The following is a 21054-nucleotide window of genomic DNA, read 5'->3' as shown; positions in this document are numbered from 1 at the left end:
TCATATGTTATGTCATAACATCTCGTACAGAGAGTCAAAAGGCTCCGCATGAGAATGAGTAAGCAAGGGAGAGTGCCAATGAATACCTCGCGATTTTCCAACGAAACGCCCCGCACCAAGAAATACGCATTGTTTGCCGGGATCGCCGGAGCGCATGTGCTGCTGCTCGCGGCATGCAGCACTTCGGATAGCGAACAACCCATGGTCGCCGAGCGAGTAACTTCGATCGACGTTGAGGAAGCCCCGCTTTCCTATGCACCTCCGCCAGCTGAAATGGCGGCTGATATGGCGGTGGCTCCGTCCATTTACGCACCGCCAGTAATCGTCCCGACCGATCCGGGCCGTGAGCGTTACGATGCCAAAGATGTTTCGTCCGTGAAAATCGCCAGCGCTGAACCCGTCAGCACATTTTCGGTCGATGTCGATACCGGCGCCTATGCGAATACGAGGCGCTTCCTAACCCAAGGGATGGCGCCTCCTGCCGGTGCCGTTCGAACCGAGGAAATGATCAATTATTTCCGGTATGATTACGACAAGCCGACCAACCGTTCCCAGCCCTTCACGGTCAACACCGATGTCGCCAAGACCCCTTGGAATGATGACACATATCTGATGCGGATTGGTCTGCGCGGTTATGACATTGATCGCAGCGAGCGTCCTGCGGCGAACCTCGTCTTCCTGATGGATGTGTCCGGTTCGATGGATGATCCAGATAAGCTGCCTCTGGTCAAAACGGCTTTATCCGGCCTTGCGGGCGAGCTTTCATCGAAAGACCGCGTTTCCATCGTCGTCTACGCGGGCGCAGCGGGCCTTGTGCTTGAACCGACCAGCGACATCCGCAAAATCCGCAGCGCGCTGAAACAGCTTTCGGCAGGCGGATCGACAGCAGGCGGTGCCGGGATCGAGCTTGCTTACAACATCGCCGAAGACAACTTCATCAAAGGCGGCGTGAACCGTGTGATCCTGGCCACGGATGGCGATTTCAATGTCGGCGTTTCCAGTCAGGACGCGCTCGTCGAACTGATCGAGAAGAAGCGCGAAAGCGGCATCACACTGACCACGCTCGGCTTTGGCAGCGGCAATTACAACGAAGCCATGATGGAGCAGATCGCCAATCACGGTAACGGCAATTACGCCTATATCGACAGCGCTTTGGAAGCGAAGAAAGTGCTGGGCGATGAAATGTCGAGCACGCTCTTCACCATCGCCAAGGATGTCAAAATCCAAGTCGAGTTCAATCCGGCGGTTGTCGGGCAATATCGGCTTGTCGGATATGAAAACCGTATCCTGCGCGAAGAAGACTTCAACAACGACACCGTCGATGCAGGCGACATTGGCGCCGGGCATCAGGTGACTGCGATCTATGAAATCGTGCCAGCGGGTATGAAGGGTTGGATTTCTCCGCGCCGATACGAAGAGCAGTCCAAAAGCGCATCGAAGCAACGCATGTCAGAGGCGGCGCATATCAAGCTGCGCTACAAGCTTCCAAACGGCAGCAAGTCGCGGTTGATCGACACCATCGTGACAGCGGGTGAGCTTCGCAATGCCCGTGCGCCGCGCGGTGATTTCGCCTTCGCCGCATCGGTTGCCGCATTCGGTCAGATCCTGCGCGGTGACGAATTGATGATGAATTTTGATCACAACGATGTCGAAGCTTTGGCCGGACGCCAGAGCAATTACTGGCGGCAGGAATTCCTGCAGCTGAACGAAGTAGCAGGCGCGATGAAAGGCGGCTGACACGCGCTCAACAATCAAATTCGAGGGCCGGCATCGCATTGGCGACTGCCGGCCCTTTTGCGTCTTGGCGAGCCACTGCTAAGGAAGCTCTTGAACGTTCATCTTTCCAAGGGGCGAGTTTCATGAGTTTCGATCAAATGCTTCCGTACATCCTTATCGGCCTTGCGATTTTGCTGTTCCTGATCGCAGTCATTTACCTGAGCACACGCTCGACCAAAGTGGATGGCACGGTAAAGCGTGACGTTCTGGACGAAGGTGCGGATCGCGCCGCCCGGAACGAAGCTTTGATCAATGCGCCTGCTGCGGCGGTTAAGACGCCTGAACCTACTGCCACCACACCAGAGCCTGTGCCCGTACCCGCGTCAGCTCCAGCTCCCGCGCCCACACCAGCTCCGGCACCAACACCTGCACCTGCACCTGCGCCCGTATCTGCACCTGCCAGCGCGGCTGACGATCTTCGTATGATCAAGGGCGTCGGCCCGAAACTGGTCGCTATCCTCGCAGACCAAGGCGTTACCCGCTTTGACCAGATCGCTGCGTGGACCGATGCAGATGTGACGCGCGTCGATGCAACGCTTGGCCGCTTCGCCGGACGCATCACTCGCGATCAATGGGTAGATCAAGCCAAATTGCTGGCCGCTGGCGAAACCACAGCGTTCTCCGAAAAGTTCGGGAAGAAGTAAGCAGGAAAACGGCCGAGAGGAATCGCTGCCACCGATGATTGATGCCGTGATCGAGCCCGCATAATTGGCGATGGATCACAATCGGCAAGTCTCCATACGATCCATGCTTTTCTCGCGCCTGACTCTAGCCTAGGCTTCCTGTCAAAGAGAGACAGGAGAGCGAAGCTTGAGTCAGGAACTGTTCCCAGTGCCCGAAGAATGGGCCGGGTCGGCAAAGATCAATGCCGCCACGTATGAAGAGCGCTATGCCCGCTCCATAAACGACCCCGAGGGTTTCTGGGCCGAGGAATCGCAGCGGATCGATTGGATTGAGCCGTGGAACACGCTCAAGGACGTCAGCTATAATGAGGCCGATTTCCGCATCGGCTGGTTTATGGGCGGAAAGCTCAATATCTGCGCCAACGCGCTGGACCGGCATCTGGAGGAACGCGGCGATACCCCTGCGATCATCTGGGAACCGGACCATCCCGATACGCCGGGCCGCACCCTCACCTATCGCGACCTCCACGCCGAGGTTTGCAAGTTTGCGAACGTGCTGAAAGCCAATGGCGTCAAAAAGGGCGACCGCGTTACCGTCTATCTGCCGATGGTACCCGAAGCCGCTGTCGCGATGCTCGCCTGCGCCCGTATAGGCGCAGTGCATTCGGTGGTGTTCGCCGGATTTTCACCTGACGCACTCGCCGGACGGATCGAGGATTGCCAATCCAACATCATCATCACCGCAGACGAAGGCCTGCGGGGCGGAAAGAAAGTTCCGCTGAAGGCCAATGTCGATGCCGCGCTGGAAAAGACCCCTGCCGACACTGTGATCGTCTATCGTCACACTGGCAGCGATGTGGCGACCGTCGAAGGCCGCGATGTGTGGTGGCACGAAGCAATGGCACAGGCTTCCGCCGATTGCGCACCTGAAGTGATGGACGCGGAAGACCCGCTGTTTATCCTCTACACATCGGGCTCCACCGGAAAGCCGAAAGGCGTTCTGCACACCACCGGCGGATACGCCGTGTGGACCAGCATGACCCACGAATATGTGTTCGATTACCGCCCCGGCCAAATCTATTGGTGCGCGGCGGATGTAGGCTGGGTCACGGGTCATAGCTACGTCGTCTACGCCCCGCTGATCAACGGCGCGACGCAGGTCATGTTTGAGGGCGTGCCGAATTACCCGGACGTAAGCCGGTTCTGGAACGTCATCGACAAACACAAGGTCGAGATTTTCTACGCCGCACCAACCGCTCTGCGCGCACTGATGCGGGAAGGCGATGATTGGGTGACCAAGACAGACCGTTCCTCACTCCGTCTGCTGGGCAGCGTGGGTGAGCCGATCAATCCCGAGGCGTGGGACTGGTATCACCGCGTCGTGGGTGAGCGTCGCTGTCCCATCGTGGACACGTGGTGGCAGACCGAAACGGGCGCCGCGATGATCACTCCGATGCCGGGTGCGACCGCTCTAAAACCTGGCAGCGCGTCCAAGCCGATGTTTGGCGTGCAGCCGGCTTTGGTAGATCCCGAGAAGGGTACAATCCTGGACGGTGCAACATCGGGCGCGCTGATCCTGACAGACAGCTGGCCGGGCCAGATGCGCACGGTTTACGGCGACCATGACCGGTTCTTCCAAACCTATTTCAGCCAATATCCCGGTTACTATTTCACCGGCGATGGCTGCCGCCGCGATGAGGATGGATATTACTGGATCACCGGACGCATCGACGATGTGATCAATGTCTCCGGTCACCGCATGGGCACGGCCGAGGTTGAAAGCGCGCTGGTGGAGCATCCGCTCGTTTCCGAAGCCGCCGTGGTCGGCATGCCGCATGATGTGAAAGGGCAAGGCATTTACGCCTATGTCACGACCAATGCAGGCACCGAAGACAGCGAAGAACTGCGTAAGGAACTGGTGCAATGGGTGCGCAAGGAAATCGGACCGATAGCAACGCCGGACGTGGTGCAATTTGCCCCCGGGCTGCCCAAGACCCGCAGCGGTAAAATCATGCGCCGTATCCTGCGCAAGATTGCTGAGAATGACACCGGCAACCTCGGCGATACGTCGACACTCGCTGATCCAAGCGTAGTCGATGATCTTTTGGCGAACAGGCCGCGTACCTAGAGAAGAGAATGGTTGATCCTTGCGGCATTGGCTGCGAGAGAAGCCTCAAACTAGTTTCAGGAGTAACTAATGGCCGGTATGGTGCCGTTTAACTGGGAAGACCCCTTCGATCTGGAAACCCAGCTGACCGAAGACGAGCGGATGATCCGCGACACCGCGCATGCATTTGCGCAAAGCGAGCTTCAGCCGCGCGTGATCGAGGCGTTTCGCAACGAGGTTGCCGCGCCTGAGCTCTTCCCTTTGATGGGTCAGGCCGGTCTTCTCGGCGCGACCATTCCCGAAGAATATGGCGGCGTCGGCGCGTCCTATGTCGCATACGGCCTGATCGCGCGCGAGATTGAGCGTGTCGATAGCGGATACCGTTCGATGGCGTCGGTACAGTCCAGCCTCGTGATGCACCCGATCTATGCCTATGGTTCGGAAGAGCAGCGCCGCAAATATTTGCCGGGCCTTTCTTCGGGCGAGCTGATCGGTTGCTTTGGCCTGACAGAGCCGGATGCAGGCTCGGACCCTGCGGGCATGAAGACCGTCGCGCGCAAAGACGGCGACGGATACGTCCTCAACGGCTCCAAGACTTGGATTTCCAACTCGCCATTTGCCGACGTGTTTGTCGTTTGGGCGAAAAGCGAAGAGCATGGTGGCGGCATTCGCGGCTTTGTTCTGGAAAAGGGTATGAAGGGGCTTTCTGCTCCGAAAATCGAAGGCAAAATCTCGCTGCGCGCCTCCACCACGGGCGGCATCGTGATGGAGGATGTGAAGGTCGGTGCGGATGCGCTGCTTCCTGATGTTCAGGGTCTGAAAGGGCCATTCGGATGCCTCAACCGTGCGCGTTACGGCATCAGCTGGGGCGCAATGGGTGCTGCGGAATTCTGCATGCACGCCGCGCGTCAATACGGGCTCGATCGCAAGCAGTTTGATCGTCCGCTCGCCGCAACGCAGCTTTATCAAAAGAAGCTCGCCGATATGATGACCGATATCGGGCTTGGACTGCAGGCGAGCTTGCGCGTGGGCCGTCTGATGGATGAAGGACGCTTTGCGCCGGACATGATCTCCATCGTGAAGCGCAACAATGTAGGCAAAGCGCTCGATATCGCCCGCCAGTCTCGCGACATGCATGGCGGCAACGGTATCTCCGAGGAATATCAGGTGATCCGCCATTCGGTGAACCTCGAAACGGTGAACACCTATGAGGGCACGCATGATGTCCATGCATTGATCCTGGGCCGCGCGATCACTGGTATTGCTGCGTTCGGATGAGCGCGGCAGACGCCCCAATGACGCTCTACGGGTATTATCGTAGCTCGACGTCATACCGGCTGCGCATCGCGCTTGAGCTCAAAGGGCTTGAATACGGTCAGGACCCGGTAAACCTGCTGGAATCCGCGCAGAAGGATCAGGCTTTTGCCAGCCGCAATCCGTTTGCTTCGGTGCCGATGCTGGCGGCGGGCGGGCGCGATCGGGCGCAGTCCATGGCCATGCTGGAATGGCTCGACGAGGCCTATCCGGACAACCCGCTGCTGCCGTCTGATATCGAAGACCGCTACACCGTCCGCGAGCTAGTCTATGCCATCGCGACGGAGCTGCACGCGCCGCTCAACCTGCCAGTTCTGAAATACCTGAAAGACCCGCTGGGCCATTCTCAGAGCGTTGTTGATGATTGGTATCGCCATTGGCTCAAACGCACTCTTAATCCTGTCGAGAAACGCCTAGCACAGCTGGGCTCTGGCGACTTCCTGATGGCAACGCCCGGCATGTTTGAAGTGCTGCTGATCCCGCAAATCTACAATGCGCGCCGCTTTCAATATGACCTGTCGGAAAGCCCGCATATCTGCCGTATTGAAACCGCGTGCCTTGCCTTGCCGGCATTCCAACGCGCGCATCCTGATAACCAACCCGATAACCCGCAAAAAGGCTGACCACTTATGAAACTCGCAACGCTTAATGACGGCACCCGCGACGGCAAACTGGTCGTTGTTTCAAAAGACCTCACCCGCTGCTGCGCCGCAGGATATATTGCGCCAACGATGCAGCATGCGCTCGACAATTGGGCGCGGGTTGCGCCTGAGCTTGAGCTGCTCGCCACCGATGTCGAACACGAAACGGTGCCGTGCGAGCGGTTTCATGAACGCGAAGCTCACTCCCCCCTGCCCCGCGCATATCAATGGGCGGACGGGTCGGCATATATCAATCACGTCGAGTTGGTGCGCAAAGCGCGCGATGCCGAGGTTCCTGAGAGCTTCTATCACGACCCGCTGATGTATCAGGGCGGCTCTGACACGTTCCTGCCCCCGCGCGCCGACATCCCCCTGGGCGATCCGGCATGGGGATGCGATATGGAAGGCGAAGTCGCCGTTGTCGTCGACGATACACCGATGGGTGTCTCTGCCGACGACGCGGCTAGCCACATCAAACTGATCATGCTGGTCAACGACGTAAGCCTGCGCGGTCTGATCCCCGGCGAGCTGGCCAAGGGGTTTGGCTTTTTCCAGTCAAAGCCATCCAGCGCGTTCTCACCCGTTGCCGTCACTCCCGAAGAACTGGGCGCGGCTTGGGCAGATAGCCTCATCCACCTGCCCTTGATGGTCGACTATAACGGCGAAGCCTTTGGCCGCGCCGAAGTGGGCAAGGACGCGACTTTCAACATGGCGCAGCTCGTCGCTCACGCGGCGAAGACCCGCAGTCTGTGCGCAGGCACGATCATCGGCTCAGGCACAATCTCGAACAAAGGCGCGGATGGCGGCCCGGGTAAGCCGGTGGCCGATGGCGGCCTAGGCTATTCCTGCATCGCCGAGATTCGCATGATTGAGACGATCCGCGATGGGGAAGCCAAAACGCGGTTCATGCGCGCTGGTGACACGGTGAAGATCGAAATGCGTGACGCCGAAAATCACTCGATCTTCGGCGCTATCGAGCAGACCGTGGTGGAGGCTTAGGCCTTCTCTGCGTCGGCTCGGTCCAACGAGCGGCGGCGAGCTATGCTGCCTTCGCGCCGCTCGTCGATCTTATCGACAAAGCAATGATTCACATCGCGGTGCTCGGCCTCGTCGGCACGCACTGCGATAATGACGTCGCGTAGACGAGCATCGCTGGGCAATTGCCAGTATTCAATCGCGATCTGCGGCGCAGGAATGTTTGCGTGCCGCCCAGCGTCAACCTCAGCGAGGTACTGGGTGTAGCTGAGCACGGCTTCTTCTTCGAAATAACCGACCACGCGGTGCGCGGTGCGCGGCGCGACCAGGTAGAGGAAGAAGTAGAAGTTGTAGAAGATCAGCTGCACGGCGATGATCAAAGCGCGCTCGAAACGGTTCGGCTGCGCAACCTCGATAAAGGTCATCAGGTGCATCCGCTCGTTCTCCGCCTCATCAAGCAGAGTGCGGATCCAGCCTTCATCATCGCGCATATTCCGCAGCGCTTTTAGATGCTGCCAAAGCCCGCCGACCATGCCCGGAACGGCAGCGACGGTTTCCAGCACAACGGCGCGGTGGCCATAGCGTTTGGCAAAAAACGTATCGGCAAAGAACCGCAGCAATTTTACAAAGCTGAAAGCGACCCTGTCGCTCAGCGTTTGCGGCGCAATATGAACTTCCAATTCTGCGTCGTGATTGACTTGCCGAATAAGTGGGCGTGAATCGAAGCTCTGCATGCGGACACTTTCAAGTGTCCCGGCCCCTTCTACTCAACCTTATGTCGAGCGCCCTGACCGGGTCTCTGTCGGCATCCATGAGATAGCTTAAACAGGCCAAAAATTCCCGCGATTTCGTCGCAGTAAGTGTTCTGTTTTTTGCAACAGTGCCGAGAATCCGCTTTAGAAGCCGAGGCTTTCTGCAACGGCCTCGTTCACGATTTTGCCCTTATGCACGTTCAATCCGGGCGCCAAATGCGGATCGTCATCGCAGGCTTTCACGCCTTTTTCAGCCAACGCCAGTCCGAATGGCAGCGTCGCGTTATTCAGCGCATAGCTGGATGTGAGCGGCACCGCGCCTGGCATATTGGCGACGCAGTAATGGATCACATTGTCGACTTCGTAGGTCGGGTTTTCGTGCGTCGTCGCTTTGGACGTTTCAAAACAGCCGCCCTGGTCAATTGCAACATCGACCAGAACCGCACGGTTCTTCATCAATTTCAGATCTTCGCGCGGCACCAGATGCGGCGCGCTTGCCCCTGGGATCAACACGGCACCAATCACAACATCTGCCGTGGTCAGCGCCTGCTCGATTGTGCCTGCGGTCGAATAACGGGTGCTTACACGGCCCTGGAACATTTCATCGAGCTGGCGGAGGCGCGGGAGTGAACGGTCGAAAATCTCAACATCCGCGCCAAGACCGACGGCCATACGCGCTGCCTGAGTGCCAACAACCCCGCCGCCGAGAACCACGACGCGCGCTGGCAAAACGCCCGGTACGCCGCCCATCAAAGTGCCGCGTCCGCCATTGTTTGCGCGCAGCGCCTGAGCGCCCGCTTCGATTGAGAGCCGACCCGCAACTTCGCTCATCGGGGCAAGCAACGGCAAGCCGCCACCGGGGCCGGTTACGGTTTCATAGGCCACGGCGGAAACACCGCTTTCCATCAATCCACGGGCCTGATCGGGATCGGGTGCGAGGTGGAGATAGGTGAAGAGGATTTGCCCTTCGCGCAGCTGTGTCCATTCGTTCGGCTGTGGCTCTTTGACCTTCACAACCATTTCCGCGCGGGCGAACACTTCCTCTGCGCTGCTGACGATTTCCGCGCCGATTTTGGCGTATTCGTCATCCGCTTTGTCGATACCCGAACCAGCGCCCGTCTCAACAATGACGGAGTGCCCGCGCGAAACATATTCACGCGCAGCTTCCGGCGTCAGACCGACGCGGTATTCATGGTTCTTGATCTCTTTAGGGACGCCAATGAGCATAATACTCTCCTGGGAATCGGGCAGAAACGCCGCCGCATTTACGCAATTATGTTACAAACTTGCGCATAATTATTCAATCGGGAAAAGCAGGGGTTCTTTGGCGCACGCTTTCCTACTACCATTATTCCATGCCAAATCATGGGCTGTGAAACGGGTTTGACAGAAGGAAATGTCGGAAAAGTGTCAACTGACTCCTACATACAAGTAGTGTCAGTATTTCAGTGTTTTACGCCAGAAAGCCACACATGACACATTGTCCAACATGTCATGCAAGTCATACAGAATTCGCGGCCCAATAAAGACAAAGGAAGCATCGCATGACGAATTATCCAGAACTCAAAATGCTGATCGGTGGCGAATGGATTGTCGATGGCGGCGATGGAACCATGCCGGTGAGCAACCCTGCGACAGAGGCCAAAATCGGCGATTGCCCCAAGGTTTCGAGCGAACAACTTGATGCTGCCGTCACCGCGGCAAACGATGCCTTCCCTGTTTGGTCAAACACTCCTGGTGCCGAGCGGCACAAGATCCTGCGTAAAGCCGCCGAGTTGCTGAGAGAACGCGCGCCAGAAATTGCGCGGGTTATGACGCTCGAAGTGGGCAAGCCGCATGCTCAGGCTCTCGGTGAAACCGTGGGTGCGGCTGACCTGATCGACTTCCTCGGCGAAGAGGCGAAACGGCAAGGTGGCCGATTGGTGCCAGTGCGCGGGGCGCATTTGCTGCAACAGCGCGTCACACAGGAACCGATTGGGCCAGCGGCCTTGTTCACCCCGTGGAATTTCCCGATCAATCTGCCTGCCAAGAAATTAGCCGGTGCGCTCGCAGCAGGCTGCTCGTGCATCCTGAAACCAGCCGAAACCACGCCGGCCTGCGCGCAGATGCTGGTCGAATGTTTTGTCGATGCAGGGGTGCCCGCGGGCGCGATCAACGTGGTTTATGGTGATCCCGCGAAAATTTCCGAGCACCTCATCACCGCACCCGCCATGCGCAAGATCAGCTTCACCGGATCGACCGCTGTCGGTAAGCAGCTCGGCGCAATGGCCGCTCAAGGCCTCAAACGTTTCACCGCAGAACTTGGTGGACACGCGCCAGTGGTCATCGGCGAGAGCGCAGATTTTGAACGCACTGTTGCTGCGTGTGCGGCGACCAAGTTCCGCAATGCTGGGCAGGTCTGCGTCTCGCCGACCCGCTTCCTTGTTGCGCGCGGTATCTACGACAAGTTCGTGAGCGAATTTGCCGCTCGGGCAAGCGCGCTCAAAGTGGGTGACGCCAGCCAGGACGACGCCGTTGATATGGGACCGTTGGCGCATGGCGGGCGTGTCGCCGCAATGCAGGATCTGATGGGATCGCTAGGCGGAGAGATGGGTGAGATCGTCACTGGCGGTTCGGCAATCGACGGCGCAGGTCATTTCTTCCAGCCGACTGTGGTGGCAGGCCCATCTGCCCAAAGCCGATTGATGACCGAAGAACCATTCGGCCCCGTCGCCGGGATCGTGCCTTATGACGATATCGAGGACGCCGTGCGGATAGCAAATTCTCTGCAATATGGACTAGCGGCTTACGCCTTCACCGGAAATCTTGACGAAAGCCACTATCTCGGCAGTTCGCTGCGCGCAGGCATGGTTGCGATTAACCACTTCGCGGTCGGATCACCCGAGACTCCATTCGGCGGGGTCGGTGATAGCGGGTTTGGTTCGGAAAGCGGTGTCGAAGGGTATCTTGGCTATACCGAGACCAAGCTGGTCACAGTTGCCAAGTCTGGCGCGTGATCGCGGCGACCGCTTAGCGGTGCGGCAGAAAGCGCGAAAAAGCGCGAGCGATCAAAGATTTGCGCGTCGGCATCGGACGAATGCGTCCATAACGTGCCCGGCGCGACATCTCGTCGCCAAAGCAAACTGTCCGGCCCATTGAGTCCGGACCGCTTGAGATAATGGTTGGTCGTTCCATGTGCTGCGCCCCCGATTCGCGCTTTGTTATTCGGAGAAGTTAACACCTAAGCTGTGGAAAACTGAGTCTAAATTTGGTTAACGCGTCAGGAATTTACAAATGCGCAGGCTCGGACAAGCACTTAATTGCGCAAATTGATTCAAAATGAGGCGTCTCAACGATCTGTGCGCTGAACCCCCGCTGCCCTCACCTCTGCCAGATCAGGGTAGCCATTTACCGCCATCAGCAGATCTGCCTCGGCGAGAATTGAACGCAGAACCCAAGCGGCACCTTCTGCCGCGCCTAAGGCGAGACCGTAAGTATACGGGCGCCCCACCCCAACGGCCCTCGCCCCCATGGCCAGCGCCTTGACCGCATCGGAGCCAGAACGAATTCCACTGTCAAACATCACCGGCACATCGCCCGCTGCTTTCACAATGTCTTCGAGCAGATCGATGGTCGCAATCCCGCCATTGGCCTGACGCCCGCCGTGATTGGAGCAATAAATGGCATCGGCACCGCAATCGACCGCCCGCTTGGCATCATCGGCGTGGCAAATACCTTTGAGGACGATCGGCATGTCGGTGACATCTTTGAACCATTTCATGTCGTCCCAGGTCAGCACTTGACCAAACACCCCGGCAAACATCATGATCGCGGCCTCCATATCCTCTTCCGGGGGCTTTTCGAGCAGCGAGCGGAAGACAGGGTCTTGGAAGTAGTTTTGGAGAACCTTCCCGCGCAGTTGAGGAAAGTTCGATGCGTTGAGATCGCGCGGGCGCCAGCCTGTGACCCATGTATCGAGCGTGACCACCAGAGCGGAATAGCCCGCCTTTTCGGCACGCCCAATCAGGCTCTCCGCAAACTCGCGGTTGCGCGGAGTGTAGAGTTGGAAGAACGCAGGCGTATCGCCGCATGCCTTCTTCACATCCTCCAGCGGATCATTGCCAAGGGTCGAGGCGCAGAAAGGAACGCCCGTCATCGCAGACGCCCTCGCCGCGGCCATATCGCCATGCCGGTCCTGCGTTGCCTCTCCGTTCAGTCCGATAGGAGCCATAAACAGCGGCGTATCAAATTTGTGGCCGAACAATTCGATCGAGAGATCACGCTCCGTGCAATCGACCATCATGCGCGGGATCATGCCCCAGTGATGAAAGGCGGAAGCGTTGGTGTCTTGCGTATGCTCATCGCCGCAACCGCCTGCGACATAGTTGGTCAGCATCGGCCCAAGCGCTTCATGAGCGCGCTTTTCAAGGGTCGCAAAATCAACCGGGAAAGTCGGCAAATGCCCTCTCAGCCCGGCGTTATAGATCTCGTTCTGCATGCCGCCGAAATTGTGCATCGCTTATTCTCTCCCGCATTTTATCTTGCGCAAAGAGTGAACCACTTTGCACCGGCGGAGCAAGCGGATTGTTTGCCTTCAACCGAACTTTCGCAGCAGGCTCTGCAATTGCGGACGGATCTTGAGGTGTTGAATATACCCCCATTCGAGGACCCTGAGCACAGTTTTGCTCCGCGCGATCAACCCGAGCCACCGCAGGGAAGGAATGCGGCGCCACATCACAGCAAAAGCAGCGGCACCGCTTACGATCGTGCCGTTCTCTTCCGCATGAAAGCGCGCCAGCAACTCGCTCTGATCAATCGGGCAGGTCGGATCGGCACCGTCTGCCACATCAACGAATACAATTGCCGAATTCCTGTCCAGCCTTCGCATCAACGCGATTTCGCGCATGCACATTGGGCATGCGCCATCATACCAGACCTTTACTGGCGACGACGACGAAGATGCGCGTGATGTTTGCACCCCAAATATGTGCGACGTCGCGACAAGAATTCAAGCAAGAGGCTGGTGACAAGATGCGCGTAATCGGTCAGGTTAGCCCACAATTACTCAGAGGGGACACAATGAATTTCTTCCGAACTGCCGGTTCGCTTTCGATCGCAGCAACAGCGCTTTTCGCAACGGCTGCACATGCTCAACCGAAACCAATTGAGTCGATTGATCAAACCGAAGTGATTGAGCGGATCAATGAAACAACTGTTTCTCCGGCGCTGGCGGTCGTTACCGGCAATCAAATGTCTGGCGCCGATCCCCAAGGGGATGTGAAGTTAATCGCAACGGCCACCAATGGTCTGCGCTTCGAAATCAGCTTCAGAGCCTGCGAGACAGATGACGCGGCTGACGCGAGGCATTGCAAAGCAATGTATATGATGTCGATTTGGGATGCGCCCGCAGGCGGTTCTGATGAAGAATTCCAATCTGCTATCGTAGGTTACCTGCAAGGTAATCCAGCCATCAATGCGGGCCGCTTGCCAGACGGTTCACCTTATATTGTACGCTATGTCATCGCCGACTTCGGCACCGCGCAAGGCAATTTGGTGTCAGAATTCGCCAATTTCATTCGCAGCGCGACGGATTTCCAAAACACAATCTCTCCCTTTTACCCACAAGGTGAGTAATCTTTTCGTACAAGAACGTTGACTGATGAAAACAAAAAAACTGCATTCAATCTTGCTCAATCAATCTTGAAGGTGAATAAGAAAGCAGGGCGCGAGCCTATTTCCAAAAGGGGGGAATATTTTATGAAAATCAAAGCTACTCTAGCAGCCAGCGCAATGATCGCAGCTGGCATGATGACAACACCGGCACCGGTGAAGGCTCAAGCAGATCCATTGCTTGGCCAGATGATGCTGTTCGGCGGTAATTTCTGCCCTCGTGGTTGGGCGGCCACCAACGGAACGATTCTCGCAATCAACTCAAACCAGTCTTTGTTTTCGCTGCTCGGCACTATGTATGGCGGCGATGGACGGACAACATTCGGCCTACCCGACCTTCGCGGTCGGGCTCCGATTTCAACTGGGACAGGCGCTGGTCTCCCAAACTACACACAGGGTTCGTTGGGCGGTTCTACGAACTTCACACTGACTGAAGCTACTATGCCTTCGCACAGCCATACCGGTACGGTCGCAGCCAGCCCGAACGCGGGTGACACCAACCAGCCAGTACGTAACAGCTTCGCAAGATCGACCAACGGTGCGAACGTGTATCTGGATGGCGACCCCGCAATCAACAACATGCACCCCGATCTGCTTCGGATTAGTGCAGCTGGCGGAAGTCAATCAGTCAATAAGGTTTCGCCGTATTTGACTCTGCAATGGTGCATCGCAACCCAAGGTGTTTTCCCGTCTCGCAACTGAGCTTGCTGAATGAATTGCAAGCTATCCATTTTTCTTTTGCGAGAGGACACGAATATGAAGACTCTTAAACTATCCGCAACGGCGGCGATTGCGGCTGCGACAGTCAGTGTATCAACGCCAGCGCACGCGCAATCGGGTACACAATTTATCGGACAGGTTTCGGCCTTTGGCGGAAATTTTTGCCCGCGAAGTTGGGCCGAAGCGAGCGGACAACTGCTTCCGATTTCGCAGAACACTGCGTTATTTGCGATTATCGGCACGACTTACGGTGGCGATGGCAGGACAACATTGGCTCTTCCAGACTTGCGTGGACGGCGTCCCGTTAGCCAGGGCAATGGTCCGGGCATTGGCAATTATCCAATTGGTGGCCGAGGCGGGGCGCCATCCTTTACTCTGGTTGCGGCAAACCTGCCGTCGCACGCGCACACAGGTACAGTCGCTGCAAGTCCAGGCCCAGCGGACACGAATCAACCGGTTCGGAACGGCTTCGCTCAGTCGACAGGAACGAATGCGTACCTGGATGGCGATCCAGCAGTAAACAACATGCATCCTGATACGGTGCGGATCAACAGCACCGGAGGCAACGTCGCCGTGAACAAGGTCTCACCTTTTCAAACAGTGCGTTGGTGTATTGCACTAAATGGGATCTTCCCATCGCGTAACTAACACAGGAAGCCTGCCTAAATAGACAGGGCGTAGCGAGAGATCGCTGCGCCCTTCTTTTTGCAGCGAAGCCAAGCCTTAACTGACTTCAATGAAACCCTTGTTCCTTAGGCTCTGCAAAAAGCCAATCGTTTGGGCTTCGCATTCGGATTTTTCTACGTCGAACTCTTCCAGAAGTCGGGCGCAGATATCGGATACGAGAATAGGATCCTCCATCATCGACCAAATCCGCAGGCCGGTTTGCGTCAATGAAGAAAAGCTGCCCTCATGCAGGCTCATCAAAACGGCCTCGTCATCGATGCCGCTTTCGACAAAGCTGTCAGATTTGGACACTGTTTGATCCAGCAAAATCGCTGCCGTCTCATTCACTTTTATGCTCCTCAAGATATCCCAATTCTCTCATCACTTCGCCGTGATAGGCAATCAATTCACGTTGTAAACGATCAGGCATTGTCTCTCGTCCTTCACCAGATCGTCCTGACCGGAAAAAGCGGTCGGCCACGGCAGGCCGCTCCTGAAAACCTTTTGCGCTTTCGATTTTCTGCAATCGGTCAAACCGCGATGCTTCCACGGCTTGTTCGATCGACAGCGCGCATTCAGGCGGTTTGATACCGATGAATTTCACGATCTTCTTCAGCTCTCGCGCAGCGTCAACTTGTAGATCCTCATAACGCACAACGCATACCGGAATATCATTCTGTTGTATCCAACTGCGATAATGCGCTGACCAATCGCCCATGAATTGGTGGAGCTGTTCCTTCTCCCCACCTCCGAGAAACCTTTGCGGATCGTTCATACCCGCGACTTCCTTTTCAAGGTCATCTTCGCCGCTATGGTGCGCGTAGGATATGGCTACATCCAGCGGGTCACGAACCATGAGGAGCACACCGCGCGAACAGTTTGCAGGGAAGCATGGCTGGTTGTCGGGCAACCTGCGAAATGCATCATGAGCCTTGATGAGAAAGATGCCAGTCGAATTGCGTGCTGCTTCGCGATAGACACTGGGGCGCAGCAGGTCGATTTCTGCTTTAGTAAGCTCATACGAATTGACGCCAGTATAATGCTCGAACATTCGGCGATCGCTGGTCATACCGCCAGCTGGCGAGATTCCATCATCATCCGAAACGGCTTTCAGGCCAAGCAAATTGGACAATAAGATGCGGACCCAAGTGTTGCCCGATTTGGGATAGCTTGCCAGCCAGACGATTTCACCAGCTTCCATTAAATCGCGTTAGCAGAAGCGGGACCAATCGCCGCGCTGATATAGTCCAGGGCTGCGTCGTAGTTTTCTTCGCCTGTTTGCCGGACAAAGCGCGCGACCTTCACCTTATCCGCAAGCTGTTTGAGACCGAGGAACAGAGCACTGCGCCCCATCAGTATCTCGGCGTAATGCGGTCTGTAAAGATTTGCCCGAATGGCGAGCAAAGCCTCCGACCCTTTGAGATTCACAATGGTATTCGGTTCTTTGGCATCGTTACGGGAACGCGTGATTACAAACAGTCTATCGAGCGGCGCCGCGATCAAATCGCTTGGCGATGGGGGCACTGCGAAATGCTTGTCGACTGTCTCGTCTTGCCGGACGGGATGCAAAGCCGTCGCGCCTGTCACCTCGATCGCGTCTCGCCAAAGCTTCAATTGTTTCTGGCCAGCAAAGCATATCGCTTCGGCAGCGTTGGAGGTTTGATCGAAAATCAGCGTGTCATCTGTGAAAAAACTATATCCTCGCACCGCCAAATTTGCTGCTAGCGTCGATTTGCCTGCACCCGAATGACCGGTGAAGGCCACGATTTTGCCATCGGCAATGTTGGCGCTGGCGTGGATCGGTATCAGGCCCCGCTGGTAACAAACCGCACCCCATGCTGATCCGAGGATGAAGAGCGCGAGATCGCGGTCCGTTGTTTGCGGACCACGGCGATAAATGATCTCGCGGCCGTCATTCACATACAGGCTGCTGCCATCAGGAATGTTGTGCAAAAATTCACCGCGCTTGATCTGGAATGCTGCTCCATCAAGTTTGGATTCAATTGCATCAGGTACGTCGCCCTCGCGGATTATCACATCCGCATCGCGGTCAACCACCAAAGCTGTGCTTCGATGGCCCAATTCAATGTCGGATTTGATTGTGAACGGGAATTTCATTGCGCGAAATTAGTTAGTGGTTGCCCGCTTTGAACGAGCAGCTCTGCGCTGAGAGACAGCCCGCGCGCCCGATAATTCACAATACCCGCCATAGCGACGTGATGCCATTGCGGTGAACAGCAGGCAAGCCTAGGCAGTCGAATAAACATGCTCAGTGACAATCATCCTCAAAGGCTCGAAGTTTCCGCTGAATTGCGACTGCTTGCAGCATGTTGTGATCGGCCGAAAACCGCCTCTTCAAAGGCACAGGTTCAGGAACGACTGCAAACGATCAAAGACTGGACCGCATTCCATTCAGAAGCAGTCCGGCACCACGTCGAGGGTTTTGCATATGACCGCCTAAAGGATTGCCGTGATGTACCTGCCGATATCCGTCAGGAATGGCGGGGTATTGAGAGTGGGAGAGTGCTGCGCAACCTTTTGCAATCGCACATGACAAGCAAGCTGCATGCCCTGTTAAATGAAAACGGCGTTCTGAATATCGTATTGAAGGGCCTTCCCCTGTCCGAGCAGCTATATAGGTCTCAAGCGATCAGGCGCAGCGGCGATATAGACCTTTTGATCGCGCCGGAAAACGCATGGAAATCGGTCCAGATTTTGGCGAAAGAAGGATTTAGACTGGTTGAGAACGGTACGAATTTGACCCAGCGGCAAACACGCTGTGTGGTTCGTCATTTCAAAGAGATCACCCTTCAAAACGACAGCAATGTCGCGGTCGACCTGCATTGGAAGATGGTCGATTTTCCAGATGCCTTTTCCAATTTTGATCCGCTTAGCAACATGCGGAAAACTGGTTTTGGCAATGCGGGTGAGATTGCTGTTCTCGGTGAAGCGGAACAGTTTGCTTATCTTTGCGTGCATGGCGCGCTTACCGATTGGAGCCGGCTCAAATGGTTGGCCGATATCAATGCGCTGATCGGTGATAGCTCGGAGCGGGTTATCATTGACTGGTACGCGAGAGCCAAAGAGCTTGGCTGTGGTCCCTCGGTGCTTCAGGCTCTCGGCTTACGTGATATCCTGTGGGGCAAGCCGCCTCCCGCAGAATTGAGCCGCACAATCGAGGAGATAGACGAGCCTGAGTTCTTGGCTTTCCCTATTGAACGGATGCTAACCCCGTACAGATCGGCTTCTTCGCGCGATGCAGTTGCTCGAATTCGACGCCAAACACACGTTCGCTCAGTTCTCTATGGCGGTTCTGCGCAAGCGATACGGGGCACGATCGCACACATGCGCGCGCTGCCAGATGTTCTGGCGCTGCCATTACCCAAGACCCTGGATTGGCTTTACTACCCGCTTCGCCCGGTCCTGTGGGCAATCAGGAAAGTACGCTCATAATGCCTAGTTCGATGTAGCGGGACGATCCTTAGGCTGTGTCAAAATCGTGAATTAGATTATCAACCCGACGCCGATCACGCTTGGACCAGCCCAAACGAGAGGGTAGAAAACCTCTTCAGGTGCCCAGCGGACTAATCCGACCCCATTTACGGTGGGGCCGCGAGCCTTTGCCGGTCAGAATTGGCAACCAAAACGCGAGCAGACCTACCGACCCCGCCACAACGTGGATTCCAATAAGGATTTCGAACAACTGCAATGTGAAAACTTGGACACTTTTTTGATACCGCGCGAGAGCTTATAGGCCGCAGGTGGCATCAAGCTCAGACCGTGGACTCACGTCATTTCAAAGCGCTGGTGACGGGCTAGTTCTTGCCCTCCACCTGATTTATGAAACGCGCTACGGAAATCGCGCGACCGATGGCATATCGCGCAATCAGGTGTTCGGAGAATTCAGATTGCGAGACCGGAGTTTTCTCTGGCCAGTTTTTCGTAAGCTTCCTGAGCCGCTTTAGATCAAGCCGTTTGGCCATCATGGGATCATCGGAAAGCCGATCCAGTTCAGAGTCGATCCGTTCGATGTCCAGGCCCATCCTGCCGTGCCAATCAGCTGACTGCTCACCGCGCGGTGCGTTCAAAACCTCGGACGGAAGTTTGTCCGCCATCATGCGCTTGATCAGCCTGCGATCGGTGCCGTCTTTGCAAAACTGATCATCCGGGATCGCATAGCAAAATTCGACAATCTTGCGATCACCAAGCGGGTCTCTCGTCACCGTTCCGGCTGCTGCTTTGTAGGGCTCAACCAGTGCAGACGCCTCTTCACGGCCTCCACGCTCCGCCATAATGCGCATCATTTCTTTCCGGTCTTTTGGGAGCCGGTAGCCGTCATCCCAACCAAATTCTGCCATTCTTTCCCGTACCCCCATCTCTTCCGCATAGTCGGGATTGATTGCAGAGAAAGCGTGGAAGCCCTTGCCTTTGTCCGGCGCTCTATGGCGTGCATAGAGACCGAACAGTGAATCTGGCGCGTTTGGCAAAATGGCCTGGCGTGTCAATCGCTTGAGATAGGAAAAGGGTCCCGGGACATTGCCATGATAAGAAAGGTGATGCTCTTTCAGGAGTCGAAGCCACTGTCCCTTCCGAAAAAGCTTCCCGAAAATCATCGATTTCATCGCGAAACTCAGCGTCGCATTTCCACTTGAACCGGTGAGCATCACGTTGCGACCTGATTGGAGGCACTTGTGATCGATCTCCCTACCCCAGTACAGATTGGCCAAGCCACGAAGCGGCATGTCCGCATAAGACTGTACCAGATCCAGTCCATGATCGAACGGCAGCAATTCCGATCCGACAAACTCGACGTCCAACTGCGGATAGAGAGCAGCCATCGCCTTCACAGGACCGCTTTCATCCCCCGCCCAACCGTTCCTGACAGAGCCATCCCAATAGCCTGCTGGTACATGAGTAAACGCCTTCAACCGTTCGTCACTAGTCGCATTTGAACCAGCCATGTGTTCAATCATGACTGCAGCCACTGACGCGGAATCCAATCCCGAACTCAGCATCAATGCAGGAGGCTTTAGAGAGCGCATCGAAGACGACACCGCTCGGCTCAAAAGCTCGCCAGCAGCCTCGACATAGTCGTCATCATTGGCAAAGCGGACATCGGGTGTTCGGTCCAAGTATGACGTCCGTTCCACTCGCAGCCCGTGTGGGTTAGCGCGCATGGAATGGCCGGAAGGCAAAATAGAAATGCCAGCGAAGTACGATTGAGTTCGGTTTTCGAAGTTCAGTACCAGAGCGTCAGCGATCCGGCTTTCGTCGACTTTCCTTTCGACAGTTTCATCGCAAAAAATTGCCTTAGTCGATGTCGTCAAAATCAAGCGGTCATCGTCTTCATGATAGTAGATGCTGGCGCTAACTTCACTGCCGCGCTTGGCTATGATCGTGTGATTGGCAATGTCACACACTACGAAACTGTAAGCACCGTACAAATGGTCGTGACACGTCTCGCCCCATTTTTCCCAAGCCATCATGACCAGCTTGCTGTCCGGGATGTTCGTGAGTTCGGCGCGTTCGAGACCGACTTTATCGGCGAGCTCTTCTCGGTGCATCAAAAAGCCGACGAACAACAAGTGCCAGCGATCATGACTGACCACGGGTTGTTCTTCCCAACGATCTTGGGGCGTAAAACCCACATCCTGCGTCCAAATCATCTGGATCGGGCCACGGCTCACCACACCGTCTTTGTCCGGGCCGAAAACGCCGAGGACGGAGCGCATACGTTCCGTAAGATCGCCAGTCAGCGGTCGATTGCTCTTTCGGAGTATCACTGCGAAACTTGCCAAATACTCCCCCTCGCTTCTTGACGGCAACCTAAG

The 21054-nt window shown here is 56.2% G+C and carries 19 protein-coding genes; 11 read left to right on the top strand and 8 right to left on the bottom strand.

Features of this window, described 5'->3' with window-relative positions; translation table 11 throughout:
* Positions 1-78: 78 nt before the first annotated feature.
* From MWU39_RS03830 to MWU39_RS03805, 6 genes are all read left to right on the top strand, one after another.
* A complete protein-coding gene (locus tag MWU39_RS03830; RefSeq protein WP_348646366.1) occupies positions 79-1737 on the top strand; it encodes a VWA domain-containing protein in 1659 nt (552 codons plus the stop codon).
* A gap of 122 nt (positions 1738-1859) precedes the next feature.
* Positions 1860-2420 (top strand): hypothetical protein, encoded by a 561-nt coding sequence (locus tag MWU39_RS03825; RefSeq protein WP_247158652.1) that lies wholly within the window; start codon positions 1860-1862, stop codon positions 2418-2420.
* Between the two features lie 166 nt (positions 2421-2586).
* Entirely contained in the window at positions 2587-4527 is a 1941-nt protein-coding gene (gene acs, locus MWU39_RS03820; protein WP_247158651.1) for an acetate--CoA ligase, read from the top strand.
* A 69-nt stretch (positions 4528-4596) separates the two neighbouring features.
* A complete protein-coding gene (locus MWU39_RS03815; RefSeq protein ID WP_247158650.1) occupies positions 4597-5784 on the top strand; it encodes an acyl-CoA dehydrogenase in 1188 nt (395 codons plus the stop codon).
* Positions 5785-5801: 17 nt separating this feature from the next.
* Positions 5802-6443, top strand: coding sequence for a maleylacetoacetate isomerase (maiA, locus tag MWU39_RS03810; protein ID WP_247160296.1), 642 nt, complete (start codon positions 5802-5804; stop codon positions 6441-6443).
* A 6-nt stretch (positions 6444-6449) separates the two neighbouring features.
* On the top strand, positions 6450-7460 hold the full coding sequence (locus MWU39_RS03805) for a fumarylacetoacetate hydrolase family protein (RefSeq protein ID WP_247158649.1): 1011 nt from the start codon (positions 6450-6452) through the stop codon (positions 7458-7460).
* On the opposite strand, the gene MWU39_RS03800 is transcribed toward MWU39_RS03805, so the two are convergent.
* Both MWU39_RS03800 and ald read right to left on the bottom strand, forming a co-directional pair.
* Positions 7457-8170: an alternative oxidase gene (locus MWU39_RS03800; RefSeq protein ID WP_247158648.1), complete on the bottom strand. Its 714-nt coding sequence runs from the start codon at positions 8168-8170 to the stop codon at positions 7457-7459. The genes MWU39_RS03805 and MWU39_RS03800 overlap by 4 nt on opposite strands.
* A gap of 162 nt (positions 8171-8332) precedes the next feature.
* Positions 8333-9415 carry an alanine dehydrogenase gene (gene ald / locus MWU39_RS03795; protein ID WP_247158647.1) on the bottom strand — a complete coding sequence of 361 codons (1083 nt, stop codon included), beginning with the start codon at positions 9413-9415 and terminating at the stop codon, positions 8333-8335.
* 317 nt (positions 9416-9732) lie between these two features.
* Here ald and MWU39_RS03790 point away from each other — a divergent pair, with 317 nt between their 5' ends.
* Positions 9733-11184: an NAD-dependent succinate-semialdehyde dehydrogenase gene (locus MWU39_RS03790; protein ID WP_247158646.1), complete on the top strand. Its 1452-nt coding sequence runs from the start codon at positions 9733-9735 to the stop codon at positions 11182-11184.
* A 332-nt stretch (positions 11185-11516) separates the two neighbouring features.
* On the opposite strand, the gene MWU39_RS03785 is transcribed toward MWU39_RS03790, so the two are convergent.
* Both MWU39_RS03785 and MWU39_RS03780 read right to left on the bottom strand, forming a co-directional pair.
* Positions 11517-12665 (bottom strand): alpha-hydroxy-acid oxidizing protein, encoded by a 1149-nt coding sequence (locus tag MWU39_RS03785; RefSeq protein ID WP_247158645.1) that lies wholly within the window; start codon positions 12663-12665, stop codon positions 11517-11519.
* A 96-nt stretch (positions 12666-12761) separates the two neighbouring features.
* Positions 12762-13145, bottom strand: a complete 384-nt coding sequence (locus tag MWU39_RS03780) for a DUF393 domain-containing protein (RefSeq protein WP_348646365.1) — start codon at positions 13143-13145, stop codon at positions 12762-12764.
* A 101-nt stretch (positions 13146-13246) separates the two neighbouring features.
* On the opposite strand from MWU39_RS03780, the gene MWU39_RS03775 reads away from it, so the two are divergent.
* The 3 genes from MWU39_RS03775 to MWU39_RS03765 all read left to right on the top strand — a co-directional run bounded on the left by MWU39_RS03775 (position 13247) and on the right by MWU39_RS03765 (position 15205).
* Positions 13247-13801, top strand: a complete 555-nt coding sequence (locus MWU39_RS03775; protein ID WP_247158643.1) for a YbjN domain-containing protein — start codon at positions 13247-13249, stop codon at positions 13799-13801.
* Between the two features lie 123 nt (positions 13802-13924).
* The gene (locus MWU39_RS03770) at positions 13925-14539 is read left to right on the top strand and encodes a tail fiber protein (RefSeq protein WP_247158642.1); all 615 of its coding nucleotides are present in this window, start codon (positions 13925-13927) and stop codon (positions 14537-14539) included.
* Between the two features lie 54 nt (positions 14540-14593).
* A complete protein-coding gene (locus MWU39_RS03765) occupies positions 14594-15205 on the top strand; it encodes a tail fiber protein (RefSeq protein ID WP_247158641.1) in 612 nt (203 codons plus the stop codon).
* 75 nt (positions 15206-15280) lie between these two features.
* On the opposite strand, the gene MWU39_RS03760 is transcribed toward MWU39_RS03765, so the two are convergent.
* The 3 genes from MWU39_RS03760 to MWU39_RS03750 are packed head-to-tail and all read right to left on the bottom strand — an operon-like array spanning position 15281 to position 17341.
* A complete protein-coding gene (locus tag MWU39_RS03760) occupies positions 15281-15571 on the bottom strand; it encodes a PqqD family peptide modification chaperone (protein ID WP_247158640.1) in 291 nt (96 codons plus the stop codon).
* Positions 15564-16424, bottom strand: a complete 861-nt coding sequence (locus MWU39_RS03755) for a sulfotransferase domain-containing protein (RefSeq protein WP_247158639.1) — start codon at positions 16422-16424, stop codon at positions 15564-15566. Before MWU39_RS03755 ends, MWU39_RS03760 begins: the two co-directional genes overlap by 8 nt.
* Positions 16424-17341, bottom strand: coding sequence for an ATP-binding cassette domain-containing protein (locus MWU39_RS03750; protein ID WP_247158638.1), 918 nt, complete (start codon positions 17339-17341; stop codon positions 16424-16426). Before MWU39_RS03750 ends, MWU39_RS03755 begins: the two co-directional genes overlap by 1 nt.
* 147 nt (positions 17342-17488) lie before the next feature.
* On the opposite strand from MWU39_RS03750, the gene MWU39_RS03745 reads away from it, so the two are divergent.
* A complete protein-coding gene (locus MWU39_RS03745) occupies positions 17489-18676 on the top strand; it encodes a nucleotidyltransferase family protein (RefSeq protein ID WP_247158637.1) in 1188 nt (395 codons plus the stop codon).
* Between the two features lie 362 nt (positions 18677-19038).
* On the opposite strand, the gene MWU39_RS03740 is transcribed toward MWU39_RS03745, so the two are convergent.
* Positions 19039-21021, bottom strand: a complete 1983-nt coding sequence (locus MWU39_RS03740; protein ID WP_247158636.1) for an asparagine synthetase B family protein — start codon at positions 21019-21021, stop codon at positions 19039-19041.
* Positions 21022-21054 lie beyond the last annotated feature (33 nt).

The sequence above is a fragment of the Erythrobacter sp. F6033 genome (assembly GCF_023016005.1).
In the GTDB taxonomy this organism is placed as follows: Bacteria; Pseudomonadota; Alphaproteobacteria; order Sphingomonadales; family Sphingomonadaceae; genus Erythrobacter.
This window is presented reverse-complemented; position numbering and strand designations above follow the sequence as displayed.